The following is an 18906-nucleotide window of genomic DNA, read 5'->3' on the forward strand; positions in this document are numbered from 1 at the left end:
TATTGCTGGTGGTTGTTGTGTTTTGCCATTGCCAGGCTATTAAAGCCGTTGATAAATCGCCCTAAGATCATCCTAAGGTAAGTTAACTAAGTTAACCCAGGGGGCCAGTTGAAAGTCTGTAAGGTTGCTACACAGTACCGCCGCTGAATGGCAACTCACACACTCGAAACTTCGAAAAGTTTTTTCTAACTGGACATAGAACGGCACACCTACAGTGACACCCCGCACGACACCCTACGTGACACCTCAGAGGTTGTATGCTTAACGGGCTAGGGTATCTATGCCGACACCTAAAGCGACACCCGAGCCGACACTCTACGCATACGGGATAGGGGGGATTAATTGTTGTCGTGAATGAAGCCTGATCATTGCCACGTTGAATTAAATTTTTTGCGCGCCAAATAAGGATCTTTTTTTTGAGGAATTAACTTCTGTTTGCGCTTAACAGCTTTGGATTTTATTGCGTATTATGTGTATATTATTCGGCCATTTGTTTTTGGATGAAGAAGCGTTTATCCACATATTTTTTCAGGGCTCTATGTTTTCTGTGAATAAACTTGTGGATAAGCCTGTTGATAAGTTTTTGGTTGAATTTTGTAAACTAAACTTGTTGTCATTTCGTAAAATATGACGATATATTTAATTAAGCACCTTGTTGGGGTGCTGAAAATTAGGAGCTTGAATCATGAATATTAGAAAAATATCGTGTTTAAATTCACTTCAGCATGGCCACGGAGACGGCTAGGTTTTTGATACCGCTTCCTTTTGGGCTCCAGTTTGGGGCCCTTTTTGTTTGTATCGATGGATCATGTTTAAAGGATTATTAATGTGTTCGAAAAATTGACGAGTTACCTTAAGTCAGGTTCTTCTAGGCTAATAAAATATATAGCCGTATTTGTTGTGGCTATTCTTATAGCGACAATATTCTTCGAGAAATATCTTGATGAGCCAAGATTAACTGCGCTAAATGCGTTTCTAGTTCCCTTTGTTATAGTTACCTACATTTCAATCGGATATTGCCATTTCCTATTTTATTACTATAGGAATTGCTCACACAATGAGTCGCGCATAACCAAGGTAGTACTAGCAATTGTTCCGTTGATATTAGGGTTAGTGATTTTTGGTGTTTCCATTCATAAAGGGGATGCCTTAAGTGACAAAGCAACCACGTTATTATCACTAGGTTTCTCTGTCTTATTAGCAATATGTTGGTGGCTCATTCGAAGCGAGCAAGCCAAAATTGCGACGAAGAAAAACCACACATTAAATATTCTGCTTCAATCGCGTATAAGCGCGACTTACCAAGAGAGGTTAGCTGAAGCAAGCTCTTTGTACACCAGTGATAATTACTTTCCGAACCTTAAAGAAATGGGCGAAGAAGAGCGAAAGAAGTATCAAAGAATAATTAAATACTATGGAATGATGATGAAGGAAGGAAATATTACTCTTCCAGGAAATATTAATTTTGAAGTTGATCGTGAGACCGTTGATATTGCAGTTTCACTTCGAGGCCTTGTTTACTTAGTGAATTACTTTGAATTCTTAGCTGTAGGAATTGAGAAAGACGATATCTATGAACCACTGATAGAAGAATGCCTGAAGGGAATTGCACTTTCATTAAAGAAAAGAGCCGAGCACCTTATTGACCATCTTAGAGCGAAAGACTCTGAAACCTGGGAGTACTTTTTACAAATGTGCTCGAGGTGGGAATAATCGTAGTATCTAGAGTTGGCATTTTGAATAATAAAAATTGGCGGAGTTTTTCATTTTGATACTGAGTAGGCCCTTAGTGTTTTAGTAACATGCTTAGTAACACGTTCTGGTTCTGTCTTAGCTTAATTTTATATTTAACAGTAGTTTATTTTTTTGATTCAGTGTTGCCCCTGGGCACCATTCCTCGAAAGACGTTTCAAACTTCTTATTTATAAATAAATTCAAGCTTTTATCAAATCGGCGGACTAACCCAGCCGAAAATCACAGATTTTCGTCGTTCATCCGTACGCGAAGCAAAGCTTCGCATAAAGCGTACGGCTTCACCCACCCCTGGGCACCATTCCTCGAAAGACATTCAAAAACTCCTTGTAAATCAAATTACAATTAATAGTTAAGTCGGCGTACGTGCGCAGCGGGAAATTGCAGATTTCTGTGTTTTACCCTCTACCCGTTCTTCGCTTATAACGTGAGTTTTCAGTACATTTTAATGCGCCCAGCGCACTCCCTGGCAAAATAGCTGGTAATATAGGCCAAAGCTGCTGAACAACGCTAACGATCCCGTTAAAGGTTGTTCACACTGTCTATAACTCAGGATCACCATGGCACTTAAAGCAACCATTTTTAAAGCAGACCTGTCGATTACCGACATGGACCGCAACTATTACAATGACCATAACCTGACCATTGCCCGACATCCGTCTGAAAACGATGCGCGGATGATGCTGCGTATAATAGCGTTTATCGTTAATGCCCATGAGCGGCTGCAGTTTACCAAGGGGTTATCAGATGATGATGTGCCTGATCTGTGGCAAAAGAACTTCAGTGATGAAATTGAGTTGTGGATCGAGCTAGGCCAGCCTTCAGAACAGCGAATTAAAAAAGGCTGCAATCAAAGCCAGCAAATGATGATCTATGCTTACGCCGACAACAGCTTTGACGCATGGTGGAAGAAAGAGAGCTCTAAGTTACAAACCCGCAAAAACCTCTCGGTATTTACCGTACCAGAAGCACTGGCCGCTATCCTCGAAAGAGCGGTGCAGCGTTCTATGCAAATACAGGTCACCATTCAGGATGGGCAAATATGGTTAACCATTGAGGGCCCGGAGGCAGCGGAAAGTCTAGAAGTGGTCATCGAGCAGCACTTGTAATTTAACGCTGGAACAGTGCTAAAAAGGCGAGTAAGCGACGTGGTTGGAGTCTGCTAACTCGCCAGTTGTTACAGGTACAATCTGTTACCTAGTTGAAGAGGTCTTTGAGCTTGTCTTTGCCTTTTTCTAACAGCTTATCTTTCTCTTCTTCGATTTTTTCCCTGGCTTTGTCTGCCACCACTTTCTTCGCTTCTGCTTTCGCCTGCTTAATGGCGTTATCCAGCATCTGTTTAACAATGGCAGCACCTACCTGATCGGCAGGCAGGCCATCCGGCTGACCTATAGAGCCGGCATTGAAGGTAGGCAGTGTTACTTCATACGTTTTCTTGTCAATTTCAAACTCACCGGTATCCAGGTTTTCAAAGTTCAGCACTAATCTGGCGTTACTCACCGTCACCTGGTCAACAATCAGCTTCGGGCTGGGAGATGAAGGATCGGCAGGCTGTTCGTTGCCACCCTCAGGGAGGTTAGCGTCGAGGTTGTTTTTAAGTACAATCAGATTACCCTGACCACTGCTATCTAACTCGTAGAGGATCTCCGGACCGTCAACCGTGACTTCCTGAATGCGATAGGGTTCCTCGGTAGAACCGGCCAGGTCCAACGTGATGCCAGTAAGGCTCATGGCGTCTTCGTCACTGAAACCTTCGGGGTTTTCCACATCGATATCGGCTATGGTCAGTCGCCCCTCACTGAAAGACAAATCCACCGAGGCAACACTAACGGGCGTGGCTAAGTATTTCGTTCCCTGAGTTTCTATTTGTGCACGGATAAATTCATTGGCACCACTGGCAAGATACACGACACCACCCACAATGGCGGCAACCAGCACCAATAAAATAATAACAACTTTTTTCATTACGCTTCCCTTTATCTAATGAGTTATACGCATCCTACTACAAAATACGCAACGGCAAACCATGCTCACGATGAAATCCCGGTGCTGCTGATTAATTACTACGGCAAACCGCTTAAAAAGTATTATCTGGCAGTGCTTTTAAGCCGTTAAGTCGCTGATCAGGATTCCGAACTGTTAAATAAACCGGAGCTGAAGCTCAGGCCGCCCACACCGAGCACAAACCCAAAATCGTACCAGCCGCCATTGTTATAAATGGCATAGATAGCCACGTCATCGAATAGCAATGAGGCGAGCCAGGAAAATATAATAATCAGGCCATGCCACAAGCCATGCAGGAAACCTACTTTATCGGCTTGTTGTGCCTGTTCGAAGGTCATTTGGTCGGCGCAACCAGATAGCAGTAATATCGCCACCGCCAGGAAAATGAGTTTTGTCTTAGTCATCAACATGTCTTTATTCAGATAACCTGTTTTCAGATTAGCAGAGACAAAGGCGGTTGTGCAGGAGTAAATGGTTACAGATTGTGAGTCTTCAGACCGATGCTGCGTGGTGGCAGACGTAGGGGATTCTTTTGCTGACAGAAAATGGTGCCAGCGGCTGCTGCCGCTGGCGGATGGGATTACAGACTGTTCATGCTCTGCACAGAGACAGGGCCAAGGCCTGCAGCTTCCACTTCAGCTTTTATTTTCTCGGCATCACCAATAATAAGCCAGGTAAGCTTATCGGGGTGAATCACCTGAGCTGCAGCTTTATTCAGGTCGTCTAACGTCAGGCCGTTGTATTTTTCTACCAGGGTTTCCGGGTAGTTAAACTGACGGTTAAAACGACTGCTGGACAGCAGGCTGCCAAGCACTGAGCCGGCGGTCTCAAACTGCCCTGGCAGAGAACGTACTTCGTCCAGGCGCGCGCGTTCAAGCTCCATGGCCATCGGTGGTTTATCACCTAAGTAACCATTCAGTTCTTTTTTCAGCTCCAGTAAAGACGGGCCGGTCTGGTCGGTCTGAACCGGTGCATACACCATAAACGGCCGCTGACCACGAGCGTCCTGTAAGAAGGTATAAGCGCCGTAGGACCAGCCTTTATCTTCACGCAGGTTCATATTGACCCGGGCAGTGAAGGCGCCGCCTAAAGTCAGGTTCATCGCTTCAATGGCAATATTGTTGTCGATGCCTGTAGGGGGGGCTAAATGGGCAGCCAGAATCAGTGATTGCTGCGAGCCCGGGCGGTCAATAATAATCGCCTGGCCCTGAGCGGGGAGTTCAGCTTTGGCGATTTGTTTGCTGCCTTTGCTACCAGATACTTTCCACTTACCAAACTCTTTTTCCAGCGCCGGTTTAATTTCATTCAGGGTGGTGTCACCAACCACGAAGATAGTGGCATTATCCGGGCGTAACCAGGTATTTTTGAAGTTAACCAAATCACTACGGGTAACGGCTTGCACATCTTCAGCGGTACCAGTGCCGGTAAAGGGAATGCCATAGGCGTGGTCGTCGCCATAAATAAGCGGGGGTAGCAGAGTAAGAGCGATACTCACCGGACGGGTTTTCTGCTGGGCAATGTTACTTAAGATGAGTGCTCGCTGGCGCTCGATTTCTTCCTCTGCGAACGCGGGCTCCTTAAGGATATCACCGAGTAACGCCAGTGACGGCTTCATGTTTTCTTTTAGCATCGACATGCTAACGGTAGTCGTATCCAGGTTAGAGCCACTGCTTAAATTGGTGCCCAGTTGCTCCAGTTCTGCGGCCAGTTCAAGCGCATCATAATCGCCGGCGCCTTCATCCAGCATCCGCGTAGTAAAGCTGGCAAGGCCAAGCTTACCGCCCGCATCTGCCGCGTAACCAGCGTCAAATTGTACCGCCACATTCACCAGTGGCACCGTAGCGCGCTGAGCGTAAACCACTTTAATACCGTTAGACAGCTCGGTTTCGGTGACTTGTGGGAAGCTTAGCTGGGTTTCTGCGTCAATCGATGGCAGGCCGGTGCTACGGTCAACGCCGTCAGCTTTAGCGGTATGCTCTTCAAATGGCACAAAGGTAATTTGATGCCAGCCATCCCCCAGCCATTGCTGGGCGGCGGCTTTGACTTTTTTAGGCGTTGAGCTGGCCAGCTCTTCAAGCTCAGTTTTAAAATAATTCGGATCGCCGGCGATGTACTCACCGGTAGCCAGTGTATCGGCCTTACCGCCAAAACCACCAACTTCCTCCAGGCCACGAATAATGGAGGCGCGACGCTTGGTGGAGACCAGTTCTACCTCATCGCGGCTGGGCCCTTTACGTAAAAACTCAGCGATGATTTTATCCATTTCGCGTTCAACTTTGGCGGCATCCTCACCGGCTTTCACGTCAACGCTGACACCAAAAATAGACGCCATTTGAAGCTCATAGTTAAATACGGAGGCATTGGTCGCAATTTGTTGATCGTAAACCAGCTCTTTGTACATCCGTGAGTTCTTGCCATCGCCTAATACACTGGCAGCAATAAACAGATCTGTGGCGGTTGGACTGGTATTTTCAGGTGACACCCACAAGCGATAAATGCGGGTTTGCGGCACTTTATCCTGCACTACCTGGCGGGTATTTGCCTTACGCTCAGGTACCCATGATTGCCACTTAGCCAGAGCCGGACCCGGTTCGATATCAGCAAAATACTTATCAACCAAAGGCTTGGCTTCCTCGGCGTTAATATCGCCACTGAGTACTAAAATAGCGTTGTTGGGCCCGTAATACTGATTGAACCAGCCTTTCACGTCGTCCAGTGAGGCTGAGTTCAGATCGTCCATCGAACCAATAACGGTATGATTATAAGGGTGGCCGCTGGGAAATAATGCTTCTACCACATGGTTAAAGAGTGTGCCGTAGGGCTGATCTTCACCCTGACGTTTTTCGTTTTGCACTACGCCCCGTTGTTCGTCGAGTTTTTCCTGGGTCACGGCACCGAGTAAGTGCCCCATGCGATCAGATTCCATCCATAAAATGCGGTCGAGAGCCGGCGTGGGAACGGTTTGGAAATAGTTGGTGCGGTCGAAGTTTGTGGTGCCGTTAAGGCCGGTGGCGCCAGCTTCCTGCAGTGGGCCGAACCACTCATCGTCATAATTTTCAGAACCGTTGAACATCAGGTGCTCAAAGAGGTGAGCAAAGCCTGATTTACCGTTTGGCTCATCCTTAGAGCCCACTTTGTACCACACTGCTACCGCAACAACCGGCGCCTTACGATCTTCATGGACAATAACGGTCAGGCCATTATCGGTGGTAAATTTTTCGTAGTCGATATTAATGTCGTCTTTGGCGAGAACAGAGGTTATATATAAACCGCTGAGTGCCAGCACACCAACGCCTACTTTCAGGCCTTTGGTGAGGTGTTTGATTACTGTCATTATAGTCTTCCTTTATCTTTTTATAAGCGTTGCGTATCGCCCGGGGCAAACTACTATTATGCGGATTGGTATTATACCAGCGTTAAACATAAATCATTCCGCCAGTTAATAAAGTACTGGCGGAATGAAAACTGTAAATGTTTGTAAACGCGTTATGAGCCGTTTAGTCTAGTCGGGAAGATGAACTGCCGGGATCTCAGTAAATGGCTGTATGCCAAACGAAGGATACACCTCAGTAGGAAAATAAATACGTCCCTGGGTAGCCACCATGGCAATAGTTTTAATAGCCTTGAGCTGCTGGGTTGGATCGCCGGGTACCAGGAAAAAATCGGCCTGCTTACCTACTTCAATAGAGCCGCGTGCGGTATGTCCGAGATACTGTGCCATATCATAAGAACCCCGGCGCAGTGCTTCGGCTGCCGTCATACCGATTTTTTCAAACAACTCCAGTTCGCGGTGCAGGTAAAAAGCGCCTCCCATATCGGTACCGGGCACTAATAGAATGCCTTTTTGGTGCATTAACGCCAGGGTATCGAGGATCTTCTGGTAGGCAACAAGATAAGCCTCATCTTCGGCGTCATCGGCCACGTTGAGCATGGCGGATTTGGCCGAGCGCTGCACGCTTATTGGCATATGGTCAATATAATCACGCACTGCAAAATTGGTAATGCCGTTACGGCCTGTCATGGCATATTCATGAATAACCGCTGTGGGGTCGTGAGCGATATTGTTTTCTGCCATCAGCGCCAGGGTGTGTTGTACTTTCTCGCTGTTGAGGTCCAAATCAACAAAGCGTTTCATGCCGGTAATCCTGAACAGAGTGCGGGTGTCTTCTTCCGGGCCCAGTACCCAGCCCAGCATAATCTGATTGATATGCGTTAGCTCATCATAACCTGCCTCAATCATCTGGTCAGCGCGGTAAAATGCCGGAACGTGGCCTGCTACCCGCATACCCAGCTGGTGGGCTTCAGCTGTCATGTCTTCAACCCAGTCACCGTTCATGGAATTATAGATTTTTATTTGCCAGTAGCCTTTTTCGGCATAGCTTCTAACCAGCTCCAGGGCCTTCTCTTTGGTGTCTGCCAGTTCTCCGGTGGCGGCGCTGAATTCGCTGACCCCTTCAATAAAGCCACTTTTGGTAATGGTTGGCCCAATCAGTACACCGCGATCGATTTTATCAATCAAATCCGATAATACGTCATCTTCGTTACCCATATCGCGAATGCCGGTGACCCCAGCCATTACGTTCATAATGGCCTGGTTATCGCCTACGTGCCCGTGCATATCGTAAAGACCGGCGACCAGAGTGCCCCCATCGCCTTCAATAAAAACTTCGTTGTTACCCGGGGCAGACTGGACCTCTTCAATGGCCGTGATGGTATCACCAGTGATCACCACCGATACCGGCTTGGTCAGACTCAGCGATTTGGGGTCAAAAATACGCACATCATTGATTCTTACCGGCTGTTCGTATTGGTGGGTTACGTTACTGGCAATGTCTTCATAACGTTGGGTATTGAGTGCAGCCGTGAGCTCTCGCAGGCGACTGTCTTCGCTCTCGAAACCCTCTCTTAACAGCGCAAAACGCGGCGACACAGTGCCAACGTATTGCTGTTCCTTATCAAGTAAAATGTAGCTGGGGTTAAGGTTAATGCCGCCAACGGCATACAGGGTTACCGGCAGCTCGGTGTCTTTACCTTGCAGGGTCAGTGACTCTTTAGCCGTTACCGTAACCTGGCCCGCCGGCAGAGCCGGGTAGGGCTCACCGCCCGCATCGAGGACGGTTTTAGCATAGGTGTAGAGCGCGTAAGGGCTGGGGTTCTGTGCAATATAAATGGGTTTGTTGCTGGCATCCGCTTCGCCACTGCCGGCGGCTGAGGTCCAGCTGGCCTGGCCGTCGCTCAACTGGTAGGTTTCATTCACCTGGTTACCGAATGTGGTTTTACCGGTGATTTTCCAGCTTATTGGCAGCCCGGCTTCCGACAATAACAGTGTTTCTTCACTGCTGGCGCCGCGGCCGTTATTGCTGAAGCTATAGCGGATATCAATCAGTGTGCCTGACTGGCTGATGGTCATATCGCCCACATCAGTACCGCCAAACAATACGTTGAATCTGGTGGTTTGTGCAGGCGTTGCCTGGCTCGGGGAATCGCCGGTATCGCTTGTCATCGGTGCTTCACCGCTGCACGCTGCCACACCAGTAAGTGCGAGTAACATAATCAGTTTTCGCATGTTTTATCCTTATTGTAATTATCTTTGCCAGTATGTCACAAAGCAGCCGTTCGCCTAATACTTAAAATTGCCCATAGTGCGTTCGAGCAGTGTATTGTTTGACTGCAGATCGGTAGTCAGTGCTTTTAACTCATCGGCAATCGATACCTGATGGGTTGCTGCATCCTGCACCGAAATGACATCCCTGGCGATTTGCTCTGAAGTGACCGATTGCTGCTCGGCGGCGGCAGACATTGCATTGGCCTGAATCTCCACATGCCCGGCACTTTCGCGCACGGTGTTGGCAGTGCGTTCACCGCTTTCGGTCAGATTCAGTGAAGTGCGGGCCGCTTCGGCACTTTGGCTGACCCCATTAATGACTTTGCTGCTGACCTGCGCCAGCGTGTCGAGTAGCGATGAAATTTTGTCAGAAGAGCTGCGACTGGCGGTGGCCAGTTGCCTCACTTCGTCGGCAACTACCGCAAACCCTCGTCCGTGTTCACCAGCCCGGGCCGCCTCTATAGCAGCATTGAGGGCAAGTAAATTGGTTTGGTCGGACAGGGTGTTAATAGTGTCGAGAATACCGCTAATTTCGCTGAGGTGTTCGCCCATCGTTTTTGCACTGCTCTCGACCACTTGCATTTGTTGTGTCAGGTTTTCAATGGAGGTTTTAATCGTATTGTTTGCCTGTGTGGCTTCATCGGCCAGTTTGTCGAGTGCCTGGCTCGACTCCAGCGTATTAAAAGCAGACTGGGCAATTTCTTTACTGGTTTGAGTCATCTGCTCAATGGCAGTCGCTATACTCATGGCCCGATGCTGGGTTTGTTCTGACTCGGAATGAATAGTATCGGCAGATTCCGCTACACTGTCGCCCAAACGGGTGCTGGTGTTAACCGACTTTGCCAAACCGGTGATCAGGTCGCGAATGGCCAGCAAGGTTTGGTTAACGGCCTTAGAGATAACCCCCAGTTCGTTGTCGCTGTTAAGTTTTACATTAATGGTCAGGTCGCCACTGCGGGAAATCTCATTAAGCCTGTGAGTGAGCGTTGAAAGCTGGGAATTAAGCGTTTTTACCAGAGTGGTAACCAGCAGTATAACCACCAAGAACACGCCTCCAGTAACCGATACCAGTATGATAAGACTGGTGAGCTCTGTCTGATACTCATTGTCTGCGCTGTCCTTCACTTGCAACCAGGTGGCATCCAACAGCCCTTTAACCTGACCAATCTGGGCCGTGGCCTGACCAAACCAGTCAGGGGCAGACGGCAATTGAGTAAAGTCCACCGGGTCTCTGACTAACGTCCGGTAAACCTTATCCATAAAAGCTTTTTGCGAGGAACCTGCCACCGCGTTAAATGCGGTTAACTCCTGCCCGGTCAGCGCATTTTTTTGCACGGTAATGAGGTATTCAATGCTGTCATGGTATTCGGCCAGGTCATCGGCTAAGCGCCCCGTAATACGCTGGCTGGCAAGCACGCCGTTAATTTTACCCCGCAATTGCCCGAGGCGTTCTTTTAGCCAGGCATAAGTCAAAGCATGAGCAACGGTATTGCTTACATCACTGTTGGCAATGTTCAAAACCAGCGTATTGGCGGTATCCAGTGCCATTCGGTTGAGCTGGCTGTAGTAGGCGAAAGCTTTGCTGCCTTCGCGGTTATCTACTTGCTGGTGAATGGCATTTTTGTTGTCCAACATATCAAACAGGCTGGCTAGCTGATGCTCAACGTTAAGCGATGCCGGCCAGTCCTGCCTGGAAAGCTGGCGCAGTGTCTCTGCCGAGACACCGGCTTTTTGCCGTTGTGCGAGCACTTTTTCCCGCGCCTGTTCGCTGCCCGAACCCAAAAATCCTGCGGTTAGCCCGCGTTCAACGGCGTGATTATGGGCAATCTTTTCAACCGCATCGACCAGTTCAACAATTCGGATTTCCAGTTCCGCCTGGTTTAACTGAGTCAGGCTTTTATTCACTGCGATGCCGGTCATGACCAGCATTAATCCGCCAATCAGGCCGATACACAGTAGCGTCAGGTGTACTATCGATAAACGCATCAATCCATTCATAGTTTGCTCGTTAGAATAACTCTGGACTACGCAACTCAGAAGTAACTGGGTTAACTAAGGCTTAAAACCTGTGTGTGAGGGGATATTATTCTTTGTTTCCCGCCGCTTGGGCTAAAGTATAGTTAGAGTTTTATGTTTCGCGAGGATTTGCCGAAGCGCCAGGGGAAAAGGGCCCTAAGGCCCGGAGTGGTGTGACTGTGTAGCTTAATTTAAACGGCTTGTTGCCAGTAAAGGTGAATGTTGGTGAGTGCGGCGACCTTATTTACATAGTGTTTCACCGGCTCGGGCCACGTTAAACCTTTTACCATGGTCAGGTTTCGCAGGAACGGGAAAATAAGCACATCGTCCATACCTAGCCTGGTTGTAGCCGGTAACGGCGGTAGCTTGCTGAGCATGTCATTGACCCGGTCTATGGCCTGCTCTGAGCGCTCCATGGCTTCAGCAAAAGTCATAGCAATCACTTTTTCTTTTTTAGCCTGAAAATACGCACGGGCCGAAGCGGTTTTGAACTCAGGTTGTTCTATGCGGACATTGCGGGGGAACAGCAAAGCATTCATGTCGCTACTGTATTCGCTCAGCAGCGTAGTGACTTCATCGGCCTGATGGCTGGCCTGCAGTTGTTTATCTGGCGGCGCCAGCGATAAAATTTTGTTAACAATATCGAGGCTCTCGCCCATTGCACTGCCATCGTCGAGTTGCAGAATTGGCACCATTTTTTTACCAATCAACTGGTGGCAGGTTGCATCGTCATCGTTGAGCAGTAGTACCTTCTTGTGGGGAACACCGGTATAGTTAGCAACCATGTCGGCGCGAACACAAAACGGGCAGTGTAAATATTGATACAGGGTGATCATCGACGCACTCCTTTTGGCTTGATTTGTTGGTAGACTATAGCGTATTCACTCCGGGTATTTCATAACACAAAGATAATAAGTTATTCATTTCATGACCTTAACACCTGACATCCTAATGGCCTTTGTCGCAGCTACGCTGATCATCAGTTTATCGCCCGGCCCGTCCAATCTGTATATCCTGGCCTGTACGTTGGGTTCAGGCAGAGCAGGGGGAACCGCTGCAGCGTTGGGAATGGCGGTAGGTTCATCCAGTTATGCTATTGCCACGGCGTTTGGGCTGGCTGCGGTGATTGCTTATGTACCTGTGGTGTTTACCGTGGTGAAGGTGCTGGGCGCGCTTTATCTGATTTATCTTGGGGTGACGGCGTTGCGCTTTGCCAGCGCCCCTCATCTGCGTAAGCCGGTGCAGGCTTCTACCCGGCGAATTGTATCAAGAAGCCTGCTGGTGGAACTGAGTAACCCTAAAACCGCGCTGTTTTTTATTGCATTTTTGCCGCAGTTTACGCACGCGACCGGCGACGTGCTGATTACCGACCTGCTGGTCCTGGGGCTATTGTTCAGTGCTATTGCCCTGAGCTGTGATTTGCTGGTGGTGCAACTGTCCCATCAACTGGGGCGCTGGATGGCAAAAAATCCCCGGATCGCTGTTCGTCAGGAACAATTGGTCGGACTGATTTTCCTGGGGCTGGGTGCCACACTGCTGCTCGATTTAGGCCAGACCGCAACGGTTTAGCCCGCTGGCCCTCATCAGCCACCTTCTACTTCGTCGAATAACGCTGCAATTTGCTTAGTGACTTTATGGCTGGGCATTAAAAAGGGCAGTGGCGTGCGGTGTGAGTGTGATTCTTTTACTTTTACCGAACTGCTTAGCCGGGTTTCGAATAAAGGCAGGCCCTTTTCCTGTAACTCGCCAATCAGCGTTGCAGGCAGCTTAGCCTGCGCATTGTACTGGTTTATCACTACGCCGGATAACGCCAGTGACTGATTGTGGTCTTCCTTAATCTCCATCACATTTTCCAGCAAGCGCTCAATGGCCTGAGCAGAAAAGTGATCGCAGTCAAAGGGGACCAGAAACTCATCCGCTGCAATCAGTGCTGCTTTGGAATAAAAATTAAAGTTGGGGGGCGTGTCGATATAAATGCGGTCAAACTCTTCGCTCAGTGCTTCCAGCGTTTCCCGCAACTTGAACATTTTATAGCGAGATTCCAGTTCCCGTTCGATGGTTGCGAGGGCGGGATCGGCCGGCAACACATAAAGGTTTTCAAACGCGGTTTCCTGCACAAATGCGGTGGGCGGCTGAGGCTTGGAAAACCAACCGACGATTTGTTTAAACATATCGGCTACGGTAAGCGTGTCCTCGTTGATATCGATGCCTGCGTAATGGGTACTGTTACCCTGAGCATCCAAATCGACCAGTAGGGTTTTATATCCTCTTAAGGCACTTTCTGCTGCGAGATTGGTGCTGATGGTAGATTTACCAACACCGCCCTTTTGATTGAATACCACCCGTTTCATGTGACTCCTTTTATTTCCTCGCCGGTCGATAGGTTGAGGACTTGCTGTATAAATAATCGACGCATTCAGCATAAGTTATCCCTGCCGAAAAGTAACGGATTAAAGTGTTTAAAAAATGTTAAATTAATGTGAAGTAGGCTAAGCTTAACAGAGCCATTTTTAATGGAGCGGCCTGTCTATGAAAGTTCATACAGTGGTTGTCTTACTCAGCAGCTTCATATTGCTTGGCGGATGCGCCAGTACCGAATCCAGCACCGGTAATTATTTACACCCGGTCTATGCCGACGCATTTCCTGCCGCCAGGTCAGTAAAGCTAGAGTCGCCAGCCCAAATCCTCACGCTGCCTGAAGAGGCCAAACGGTTTTTAACAAAAATTAGGGTGACGGCGAATCTAAAGCAATCCACCCCGCTAGAAGAGCTGGTCGATAGCCTGTTTGCCGAGCAAGCGCTTGGCTTAAGTTACTATGGCGATGCAAATTCCACGGTTGCAGAAACCTTTACAAACCGCCAGGCAAACTGTCTCTCGCTCACCCTGATGACCTATGCGCTGGCAAAAGGCCTGGGGCTGGATGCCAGCTTAAAGGATGTGTTTATTCCTGAATACTGGTCGCGCAAGCAGGGCTTTAGCCTGCTCAACGGCCACGTTAATGTACTCCTCACCGACACGCGGGATCCGTTCGCTAGGCCAAGACTTGTTGACTTTGATGCCCGCATGCAGGGCCAACAATTTAAATCTGAAACCATGTCAGTAAACCGTGCGCTGTCGATGTTTTACAACAACAAGGGTGCCAATGCATTGGTATATGGCAATTATCCGGTGGCATTCCGATATCTCAGCGCGGCTCTGAAGCAGGACGATCAATTTACCGCGGCGTGGATAAATCTGGGGGTACTGTATCGGTTTGCTGAGCATTATCGTTACGCCGAAGAGGCCTATCAGAAAGTACTTCAGCTCGACGCACAGAACCTGACAGCCAGAGAAAACCTGGCAATTTTGTTTCGTCTGACCGGCCGGGATTCTATGGCCAATGAGCTGGCCAAAGAAGTACATCAACTGAGGGTAGCTAACCCTTATTACCATCTGATCCGCGGTGATGAGGCCTTTGAAGAGGGTGACTTTAATTTGGCTCACACCTACTACCGCAGGGCTTACCGGTTGGACAGAACGAATCATTTGATCCTGTTTGCACTGGGCAAGACAGCGCTGGCGACAGGCGAAACTGACGATGCGCAAGCTTTTCTGGAACGCGCTATTAAGCGCGCAGAGATACCGGCTGACAGACAACGTTACTCTGCCAAGCTGGCTATAATGAGTCATGATTATGAGGGACAGCTGTAATGAAGTTATCCCTGTTATTCGCTGCTTGGGGGATAGGTTGTTGTGCATTGGTGAACGCCAGTGAGCCGGTATGGATGCAGGATCTTAATGTCCTGGCCGACGATATGATGGAAGGTCGTGAAGTGGGTAGCAAAGGCTCAAAGCGTAGCCGTGAATACCTTATACAGCGCTATGCCGAAATAGGTATTGAACCACTGCCAACACTCAATTCCTATGGTCAGCCTTTTTCGGCAGTTCGCAAAAATAAGCCATTGGCCGGCACCAATGTGGTTGGTCAGCTTGAAGGTGCTCTGGATCGTTATATTGTTGTAAGTGCACACTACGACCATATAGGTCGTAAGGGAAGGCGTATATTTAACGGAGCAGATGATAACGCAAGTGGCGTGGCGGCTATGTTGTATCTTGCCGCGCAAAGTCAGCAACGCGCGCGGCAGTGTCACCAGGTATTTTTAGCGTCAGATGCTGAAGAGCATGGCCTGCTTGGCGCCAGGGCCTTTGTGGCGTCGGATGTGGTGGCGACTAAGTCGATTTTTGTAAACCTCAACCTCGACATGCTCTCGCAACCGGGGGGTCGCAAAGAGGTACTGGTGAGTGGTAATCTTAGCCATCCGGCGTTTAACAGTCTGATCAAGGATATCGAACTGGCCAGCAGCATGCCCATGATAGCCACCGATGAAAAACGTCGCGTCGGCCGCTACCCAAGTCTGGCCGACCGTCGTAAGGTGAGCGACCACGCTGCATTTGCAGAACAGGGGATCCCTTTTTTGTTTCTGGGTGTAGGCAGGCATAACTACTATCACACGCCAAGGGATACCACCTCCAGGGTAAATCAATCGTTCTATGGCGAAACGGTTGCTATTGCCTGGCAATACCTGCAAAAGCTCGATGACTTGTGCGGTGCAACAACCGGGCGGCCATAAAAAAGCGGAGCTATGCTCCGCTGATTATTTCTTTCAGGCCGTTAGATTACGCCCAGTTCACGCAGGCGCTCCTGTAAATACGCCTCGGCGGTATAACGATCTGACAGTTTAACGTCCGGACGCGGGTGCAGGAACAACGGCAGCGATATTCGGGATTTGGTCATATCTGCACCGTCCGGGTTAATTACCCGGTGGATGGTCGATGGATAGTAGCCACCACTGGCTTCCTGCAGCATGTCGCCAATATTCACAATGAGCGTACCAAAGTCACAGGGCACATCCATCCATGAACCGTCTTTACGTTGCACCTGTAAGCCCGGCTCATTAGCTGCTGGTAGTACGGTTAGCAGATTGATATCGCCATGGGCAGCGGCGCGAATGGCGTCAGGTTCTTCGTTACCGTCCAGCGGTGGGTAGTGCAGTACCCGTAGCAGGGTTTGTTCACTGCCGTCTATCATTTGCGGCAACGGCTCGTTAAAGTTCGCTTTGACGTCTTCAGGCGCGTTATCTTCTACCCAGTGCAGCAGTTCGGCAGCCAGGCTGGTGGTTTTCGCATAGTAATCGGCTAGCTGCTCTTTCAGCGCTGGCGGGCACATTCCCCAGGGGTAATAATGGTAATACTCTTTAATGTCTTTTTTCTTAAAGCCTTTGGCGACTTCTGATACCGCTTTAGAAAAATAGCCGTCCTGAGTGCCTTTATTGTAGGTGTAATCGAACTTTTCTTCGCTGTCGAAGAAGGCTTGCCAGGCGGTATAGATATCTTCTACCAGTTGTTTCTGAATAGGATGATTTTTTAATACGCCAAAGCCGGTTTCATGTAATGATTTGGCGAATAACTCGGCAGCGTTTTCTGCCTGATAATCTACGGCAACTAAGTTCATGAGGGTTTCCTGTCGTTCTAATTTTACAAATTATAATGTGGCTTTAAGGCGCTGCACATCCCCGCGGCTTGATGCATATCAAGCCGGGTGGATTGCGGCTTCTTTTTTAACCCAGGGTTAAGTAGAAGCCGGCCAGGGCTGCACTCATCAGGTTAGACAGTGTGGCAGCAAAAACAGCTTTCAGGCCCAACTGGGCGATTTCTTTGCGTCGGGTCGGCGCCATAGCCCCTATTCCACCCATCAGAATGGCAATCGATGAGAGGTTGGCAAAGCCACACAGGGCAAAAGTAATGATAGCCTGACTGATGGGCGACAGTTCTGGCTGCGCCGCAATGAAGTCGAGATAGGCAATAAATTCGTTCACCACAATTTTCTGGCCAATAAAACTGCCCGCGATTTGCGCTTCCGACCAGGGGACACCCAGCGTCCAGGCCAGTGGTTGCAGTAAGAAGCCAAGAATTTCCTGAATGGTGAGGTTGTCAAAACCAAACAGGCTGCCGCCCCAGCCAATAATGCCATTGAGCATGGCGATTAAAGCAACAAAAGCCAGTAACATCGCGCCCACGTTCAGCGCTAGCTGTAACCCCGAAGCTGCGCCACTGGCCGCCGCGTCAAATACGTTAGCGTAGTGGGTTTTCTCTTCTTCGGTTTTTTCCAGCTCGTTGTGCGGCTCTGACGTTTCAGGCTGCATGATTTTAGCCATCAGCAGGCCACCCGGCGCTGCCATAAAGCTGGCTGCCAGCAAATACTTAAGCTCAACACCCATACCGGCATAGCCCGCCATCACCGAGCCGGCAATGGAGGCCAGGCCGCCGACCATAATGGCGAACAATTCGGAGCGGGTCATATTGGGAATAAACGGACGCACCACTAACGGGGCTTCTGTCTGGCCAACAAAAATATTCGCGGCTGCCGACATCGATTCCGGACGGCTGGTTTTAAGCGCTTTTTCCAGCAACCCGCCAATCAGGCGAATAATGATGTTCATCACTTTTAAATGATAAAGCACGGCAATCAGTGACGAGAAAAAGATGATTACGGGTAATACGTTAAAGGCGAAAATGAAGCCGAGTGACTTGTCGCCAATCGGACCAAACACAAAATCGATACCGGCCTGGCTGTAGTCGATAATGTTCTGCACAAATTCAGTAGCCTTTAGCAGTAACTGAATACCCGGTTCAAAATAAAGGATAAACGCGCCCACAGCGGCCTGGATGGCAAAAGCACCCCCAACGGTGCGCCAGTTTATGGAACGTCGGTTACTTGATAAAGCAAATGCAATACATAACAGCAGGGCGACGCCCAGTAAACTTATCATTGGGTAATCCTTTACTTAATAGCTTGTTGTATATGTGATTTTATTACGTCTAGTGCAATTTGATTTTTGCCACCCTGGGTTACCACTACATCGGCGGTAAAACGACTGGGTTCAATAAACTGATGGTACATTGGCTTAACCGTTTTCTCATACTGCTTTGCCACTGAGTCCATGGTTCGTCCGCGCTCTTTAACGTCGCGCATCATGCGGCGCATGAGGCAGATATCCAATGGTGTGTCGATGAAGATTTTAACATCGTATAAAGGCAGTAATTCCACTCTGGCGAGCAGCATAATACCTTCCAGGATTACTACCGGCGCTGGTTGTAAGCGCTCAGTTTTGGGGAGCCGTGTGTGGGTTTTAAAGCAGTAATGCGGGTAATCAATGGGCTCACCGTTACGCAGTGCACCCAAATGTGCTTTCAATAATTCATGTTCAAAAGCGTTGGGATGGTCGTAGTTGTTTTTCTCACGAGCTTCCATGGGCAAGTGGTCCTGCGCGCGGTAATAATGGTCCTCGCGGAGGATTTGCACCGGTCGGCCTTGCTCAGAAAAAGCATTTATCAGGTTCTCGGTGAACAACGATTTACCAGAGCCCGAAGCTCCGGAGATAGCAATAATCAGGGGTGTTTGCATAGTGGGAAAAACGTATTTTTAGTTATAGCAAAGATACGCAAATGCACCGTGCGAATCAATCCCACAGTATTGGCTTTAAATCAGA

The 18906-nt window shown here is 48.8% G+C and carries 15 protein-coding genes; 5 read left to right on the plus strand and 10 right to left on the minus strand.

What is annotated here, in order from left to right:
* Nucleotides 1–828: 828 nt before the first annotated feature.
* Nucleotides 829–1713: a DUF4760 domain-containing protein gene (locus tag AC27IB_RS17975; protein ID WP_487122678.1), complete on the plus strand. Its 885-nt coding sequence runs from the start codon at nucleotides 829–831 to the stop codon at nucleotides 1711–1713.
* A 599-nt stretch (nucleotides 1714–2312) separates the two neighbouring features.
* Nucleotides 2313–2861 carry a YaeQ family protein gene (locus AC27IB_RS17980; protein ID WP_487122680.1) on the plus strand — a complete coding sequence of 183 codons (549 nt, stop codon included), beginning with the start codon at nucleotides 2313–2315 and terminating at the stop codon, nucleotides 2859–2861.
* A gap of 88 nt (nucleotides 2862–2949) precedes the next feature.
* Here the strand turns inward: AC27IB_RS17980 and AC27IB_RS17985 are convergent, their stop codons facing one another.
* The 6 genes from AC27IB_RS17985 to grxB all read right to left on the minus strand — a co-directional run bounded on the left by AC27IB_RS17985 (nucleotide 2950) and on the right by grxB (nucleotide 12213).
* Nucleotides 2950–3717 (minus strand): hypothetical protein, encoded by a 768-nt coding sequence (locus tag AC27IB_RS17985; RefSeq protein ID WP_296053669.1) that lies wholly within the window; start codon nucleotides 3715–3717, stop codon nucleotides 2950–2952.
* Between the two features lie 158 nt (nucleotides 3718–3875).
* A complete protein-coding gene (locus tag AC27IB_RS17990) occupies nucleotides 3876–4160 on the minus strand; it encodes a hypothetical protein (RefSeq protein WP_487122682.1) in 285 nt (94 codons plus the stop codon).
* Nucleotides 4161–4336: 176 nt separating this feature from the next.
* Complete coding sequence (locus AC27IB_RS17995) at nucleotides 4337–7090, minus strand: M16 family metallopeptidase (RefSeq protein ID WP_487122683.1); 2754 nt, start codon at nucleotides 7088–7090, stop codon at nucleotides 4337–4339.
* A gap of 168 nt (nucleotides 7091–7258) precedes the next feature.
* Entirely contained in the window at nucleotides 7259–9322 is a 2064-nt protein-coding gene (locus AC27IB_RS18000; protein WP_487122685.1) for an amidohydrolase family protein, read from the minus strand.
* 54 nt (nucleotides 9323–9376) lie between these two features.
* A complete protein-coding gene (locus AC27IB_RS18005; protein ID WP_487122687.1) occupies nucleotides 9377–11359 on the minus strand; it encodes a methyl-accepting chemotaxis protein in 1983 nt (660 codons plus the stop codon).
* 209 nt (nucleotides 11360–11568) lie between these two features.
* Nucleotides 11569–12213: a glutaredoxin 2 gene (gene grxB / locus AC27IB_RS18010; RefSeq protein ID WP_487122689.1), complete on the minus strand. Its 645-nt coding sequence runs from the start codon at nucleotides 12211–12213 to the stop codon at nucleotides 11569–11571.
* Nucleotides 12214–12304: 91 nt separating this feature from the next.
* Here grxB and AC27IB_RS18015 point away from each other — a divergent pair, with 91 nt between their 5' ends.
* Nucleotides 12305–12946 carry a LysE family translocator gene (locus tag AC27IB_RS18015; protein ID WP_487122691.1) on the plus strand — a complete coding sequence of 214 codons (642 nt, stop codon included), beginning with the start codon at nucleotides 12305–12307 and terminating at the stop codon, nucleotides 12944–12946.
* A gap of 14 nt (nucleotides 12947–12960) precedes the next feature.
* Here AC27IB_RS18015 and AC27IB_RS18020 read toward each other — a convergent pair whose 3' ends face one another.
* A complete protein-coding gene (locus tag AC27IB_RS18020) occupies nucleotides 12961–13728 on the minus strand; it encodes a ParA family protein (protein ID WP_296050735.1) in 768 nt (255 codons plus the stop codon).
* 178 nt (nucleotides 13729–13906) lie between these two features.
* On the opposite strand from AC27IB_RS18020, the gene AC27IB_RS18025 reads away from it, so the two are divergent.
* Nucleotides 13907–15067 carry a tetratricopeptide repeat protein gene (locus AC27IB_RS18025; protein WP_487122693.1) on the plus strand — a complete coding sequence of 387 codons (1161 nt, stop codon included), beginning with the start codon at nucleotides 13907–13909 and terminating at the stop codon, nucleotides 15065–15067.
* A complete protein-coding gene (locus tag AC27IB_RS18030; protein ID WP_487122695.1) occupies nucleotides 15067–15987 on the plus strand; it encodes a M28 family peptidase in 921 nt (306 codons plus the stop codon). The genes AC27IB_RS18025 and AC27IB_RS18030 overlap by 1 nt, the downstream gene beginning before the upstream one ends.
* Nucleotides 15988–16028: 41 nt before the next feature.
* Here the strand turns inward: AC27IB_RS18030 and AC27IB_RS18035 are convergent, their stop codons facing one another.
* From AC27IB_RS18035 to udk, 3 genes are all read right to left on the minus strand, one after another.
* Nucleotides 16029–16868 (minus strand): isopenicillin N synthase family dioxygenase, encoded by an 840-nt coding sequence (locus AC27IB_RS18035; protein WP_296050728.1) that lies wholly within the window; start codon nucleotides 16866–16868, stop codon nucleotides 16029–16031.
* A 106-nt stretch (nucleotides 16869–16974) separates the two neighbouring features.
* Nucleotides 16975–18186, minus strand: a complete 1212-nt coding sequence (locus AC27IB_RS18040; protein WP_296050726.1) for a NupC/NupG family nucleoside CNT transporter — start codon at nucleotides 18184–18186, stop codon at nucleotides 16975–16977.
* 11 nt (nucleotides 18187–18197) lie between these two features.
* Nucleotides 18198–18821 (minus strand): uridine kinase, encoded by a 624-nt coding sequence (gene udk, locus AC27IB_RS18045; protein ID WP_123326469.1) that lies wholly within the window; start codon nucleotides 18819–18821, stop codon nucleotides 18198–18200.
* Between the last annotated feature and the right edge of the window lie 85 nt (nucleotides 18822–18906).

The sequence above is a fragment of the Alteromonas sp. 4NH20-0104 genome, from assembly GCF_057547795.1.